The organism is Carnobacterium sp. (genome assembly GCF_032094055.1).
Classification (GTDB): Bacteria; Bacillota; Bacilli; order Lactobacillales; family Carnobacteriaceae; genus Carnobacterium_A.
This window is the reverse complement of the sequence record NZ_DAMDAK010000047.1, coordinates 12,003-16,586: the sequence shown is the minus strand read 5'-3', so window position 1 is coordinate 16,586 and position 4,584 is coordinate 12,003. Positions and strand designations below refer to the sequence as shown.

At 34.1% G+C, this 4,584-nt stretch carries 4 protein-coding genes and 1 CRISPR repeat array; all 4 genes read right to left on the bottom strand.

Translation table 11 applies throughout. The features are described from left to right. Position 1 precedes the first annotated feature (1 nt). A CRISPR array of direct repeats spans positions 2-1,931; the repeat unit is 27 nt; unit sequence TACCAAAAGATGCGAGATTACCAAAAT. 10 nt (positions 1,932-1,941) lie between these two features. Continuing rightward, on the bottom strand, positions 1,942-2,904 hold the full coding sequence (locus tag RT405_RS08370; RefSeq protein ID WP_313469067.1) for a hypothetical protein: 963 nt from the start codon (positions 2,902-2,904) through the stop codon (positions 1,942-1,944). Then, positions 2,901-3,230 (bottom strand): CRISPR-associated endonuclease Cas2, encoded by a 330-nt coding sequence (gene cas2 / locus RT405_RS08365; protein ID WP_313469066.1) that lies wholly within the window; start codon positions 3,228-3,230, stop codon positions 2,901-2,903. Before cas2 ends, RT405_RS08370 begins: the two co-directional genes overlap by 4 nt. Beyond that, positions 3,214-4,116 (bottom strand): type II CRISPR-associated endonuclease Cas1, encoded by a 903-nt coding sequence (gene cas1, locus RT405_RS08360; RefSeq protein ID WP_313469065.1) that lies wholly within the window; start codon positions 4,114-4,116, stop codon positions 3,214-3,216. Before cas1 ends, cas2 begins: the two co-directional genes overlap by 17 nt. Before the next feature lie 146 nt (positions 4,117-4,262). After that, positions 4,263-4,584 (bottom strand): hypothetical protein (locus RT405_RS08355; RefSeq protein ID WP_313469064.1); only part of this gene is annotated, 322 nt, incomplete at its 5' end.

Below are 4,584 nucleotides of genomic sequence, written 5' to 3'. Positions count from 1 at the left end.
ATACCAAAAGATGCGAGATTACCAAAATCTCTGGAATGTGATAGCTGCATTGAAGTACGTTTCCTTATACCAAAAGATGCGAGATTACCAAAATATGAAGTCGATACCAAAATTAAAGAAATCAGTTTCCTTATACCAAAAGATGCGAGATTACCAAAATGCTATGCTTTATCTTAAAGGATATAAAGTAGTTTCCTTATACCAAAAGATGCGAGATTACCAAAATTAGCTGTTGAACCGGAAGTCCGAGAAGTTGTTTCCTTATACCAAAAGATGCGAGATTACCAAAATAAATCTAAAGGAGCTAAGAAAGCTGTCCAGTTTCCTTATACCAAAAGATGCGAGATTACCAAAATTGGTGTAGCAGTCCAGACAATTGAAGCATGGTTTCCTTATACCAAAAGATGCGAGATTACCAAAATCTTGGTTTATCAATGTTTTCGGTACTGTACGTTTCCTTATACCAAAAGATGCGAGATTACCAAAATAGCTAATATCATGCACAGTTCAGGCAGCTTGTTTCCTTATACCAAAAGATGCGAGATTACCAAAATTAGGTGGTTCAGCAATATCAAACAAATAAGGTTTCCTTATACCAAAAGATGCGAGATTACCAAAATTTCCGTTTGCATCTGTATATTTTAAATATTGTTTCCTTATACCAAAAGATGCGAGATTACCAAAATACTTAGCGTTAGTGTAATCAGCAACTAAGAGTTTCCTTATACCAAAAGATGCGAGATTACCAAAATAAGCCATTGCGGCAATACCGCGGTCAGACAGTTTCCTTATACCAAAAGATGCGAGATTACCAAAATTACAAGATCACACTTGAAGAACCGAATGTGTTTCCTTATACCAAAAGATGCGAGATTACCAAAATTAGCTGAGTAACAGCCTCCCACTGCAGATAGTTTCCTTATACCAAAAGATGCGAGATTACCAAAATACAAGGGCGGTAAATGTAACAGGTAAAAGAGTTTCCTTATACCAAAAGATGCGAGATTACCAAAATGCAGAGGCTAACGGCGAGCCATATAGCGGTGTTTCCTTATACCAAAAGATGCGAGATTACCAAAATAGTATACAAAGCGGAAGGCGTCTTTTGCCTTATACCAAAAGATGCGAGATTACCAAAATTGGAGCGTCTTTAGTGCATAACATTAAGAGTTTCCTTATACCAAAAGATGCGAGATTACCAAAATTATATTCTTTTATTTGTTCAACGACACTTTGTTTCCTTATACCAAAAGATGCGAGATTACCAAAATGGGCTAAAAAGGAGAGAAATAACATGCCGAGTTTCCTTATACCAAAAGATGCGAGATTACCAAAATCGTAAAAGAGTGGATAGAAGAAGCTATAGAGTTTCCTTATACCAAAAGATGCGAGATTACCAAAATCAATCAACTCTTGCTTATTCATCTACTAACGTTTCCTTATACCAAAAGATGCGAGATTACCAAAATCTGCTTACCCCCTAATTCAAACTATTCAGCGTTTCCTTATACCAAAAGATGCGAGATTACCAAAATGCTTGAGCGAATAAAGGAATGGCTGACTGGGTTTCCTTATACCAAAAGATGCGAGATTACCAAAATTCTAATAATTCTGCAAGTTCTTCTTTTTGTTGTTTCCTTATACCAAAAGATGCGAGATTACCAAAATAAGGCTTTAGGAGAAAACAAGCCGGTTGCAGTTTCCTTATACCAAAAGATGCGAGATTACCAAAATTAGACAATTCAAATTCGAAGCCTGATTTAGGTTTCCTTATACCAAAAGATGCGAGATTACCAAAATGATTTGCTAAGGATTTAAACATATGATTGGTTTCCTTATACCAAAAGATGCGAGATTACCAAAATTAATCTTTCGCCATCCCACGCTCTGAATTTGTTTCCTTATACCAAAAGATGCGAGATTACCAAAATGTCATTTTCATTATACCTTATCGCGTATTAAGTTTTCAAAGTATTTCTCAATAGCAGGCGGAATCATTATTAAATCAACAATTACAGGAGTATTTGTAAGAATGAAAAGGGAATAGAGATAAATAAAAGTTTCTAAGTTATCCACAGTTTTTAAAGACAAAAGAACGGTTTCTTCAGCGTACTTATCCACAAGAGTCATATACCAATTACAAGCGTTTAAAAATACTTGATCTGACCAATTCGAAGGTATTTTAGCTATTAATTGTTCTTTAATATTGTAACAACTAATTAAATTTCTGATTTTTCCTTTATAAAGTACATTAGTAGGTGAAACAATTGGGTTCTCTGTAAGTATAAAATAGATTATTCCACTCTTTGACTCTTTGAGAGAAGTAACTAAACGGATCGTTTCTTTATCTGAAAGCAACGCATCTGGATACTGAATACAGATAATCAGTTGTTTGTCGCTTAAAGCTTCTTCCAACAAATTAAGTTGAAGTACGACTTTTTCATAGTTGCTTAAGTGAATATAGTCTTTCTCAGAAAGGCTCAATTTATTGGTTATCCAGTTTTTATCAAAAGGGGCTAATGTGTAATTTAATAGTTTGGATTGTTGCTGTGTATTCAAAAAATCTACTTCTTCAATCAATTCTTCCCAACTGTCTACCACTTGTTTATAAAATGGAGAAAATTCAAGCTGATTCAAAAAAGCTGTTTTCTGTGCAGCTAAAACTTTATTTATATTCTTTGAATCTGCATGTTGAACAGAAGAAAATGTCTGAAATGAAAAATCATTTCTGGGAATCAACGTTTGGTTTTGAAATATTTTGATTGAAGTACTTTTATGACTGAAGTAATGAGCAAAACTTTCCATTATGACGTTCCAGTCGTTCGGGTTGCCTTTTAAAATAGACACTTTTTCTATTAGAACAGAAATAGTTTGCTCTGAGTCCTTAATATGCCATTCTTTCATAGAATCACCAAAGGATCTTCCGTGATAGCCTGCTCGGTAATAGTTTTGTCGCCTACAAGTAAAAACATATTGCTGTATTGTTTTTCAGTGACAGCCATCGCTCGAACGGAGCCATGTTTTGGTAAATTATTTCTTAATCCCATCATATAATTATCCAGACTTGAGCGGTTTGGAAAAATTTTTGCATATACAGAAAATTGAACCATGGTAAAACCATTATTGATCAGATACTTTCTAAACCTTGAATAAGTTCGTCGTTCACTTTTTGTGTTCATTGGCAAATCAAAAAATAAAATCAAACGCATGATTCTATAAGGAGATGCCATTGGCCGGATAAACCAACAGTTCTGTATTATTCTTGTTCATTCCTTTAATAAAAGATTGAACAAGTAGTTCGATTGCATTTAAAATAGTTTGTTTTTGATTGCCAATCAATAGTTTATTGTTACTAATTAAGTGAACGATCTTTTGTTTCGTTTTTAAATCTAAATATGTATCTTCTTGGCACATAACGCTTATCCATAAATCGATTACCGGCCGAAAAGGCTCCATTAGATCATCAGCTAAATTAAAAGCATTATATTGATTATAATGGCCAATACCGAAAGAGGGTTGCAGCCCATAAGCCACAATAGTTCTAGCGACAGTTGAGCGTAAAACGATATAACCGTAATTTAATCCTGAATTGATTCCGTCAAAACTATCACGATCTCGAATAAAAGAACTGCCAAACAACGTTTTAAAATATAATTTAGCTGCATGACCTTCACGATTTGTGTCATCTGAAAAGTTGACTTCATCAGAGAGACGATGAAGCGTTTCAATCGAATCAAAATCTTTTCTTAAATGAGTTAATACTGAAGCTTGGTTGTTAATTTTTATTTGAATGATTTTCTGCCACATCAGTCCCTTTATTTCAGGAGACCATTGAACTTGCCGTTCTAGCACTCTTGAAGCCCGATGGTGACTGTGAGGAGAGAGGGCATAGATATTCGGCAAATGCTTTTCATCACAAAAAATCAACAGGATATGGTATTCGGCTAACTTATTTAACAAACGGGCGGTTACAACAGTTTGTTGGTTATCCACAATAATAGTATGGATATCGGAAAGCGGTATCAAAATTTCAGTGTCTTCCCGTACTACTTTTAAATTGTCTAAGTAAAGCTTTAAATAATCTGATTTTTCAATATATACAACACGCCAACTCATATTTTCATCCTTTCTTTTCTATATATAGATACAAAAAAAGCCCCATAAATGGGGCGATTTCGGCATAAAGCCTTATTTTGGTAGGTCCTCGCGACCTTTTGGTATAAGGAAGTCTTCCGTCGAAGACACCCTTATTATAACAAGCCTTATATCGTTTGTAAACCTTTTAATAAATTTTCTTTTCTTTCTGATTGCTCATCTAAATAAGGATTGAATTTTTCTTTTTTGATTGGATATTTATTACCAAGAACATCAACATTGTATTTAATAATATTTTTTAAAGGACTGATAGCAGGCATCTGCCTATTTGCAGACTTGAAAGCAATGTCTTCGACTTCAAATCTGTTTTCCCTCGGATTATTATCTCCTCTAAATAATTTTTCATAAGGAACCATTTTCTTAGTTTTTTTCTTAGTCACTTCATCTTCAACGTTTTCCAACTTATCGTAAGAAATCATATCGTTTTTA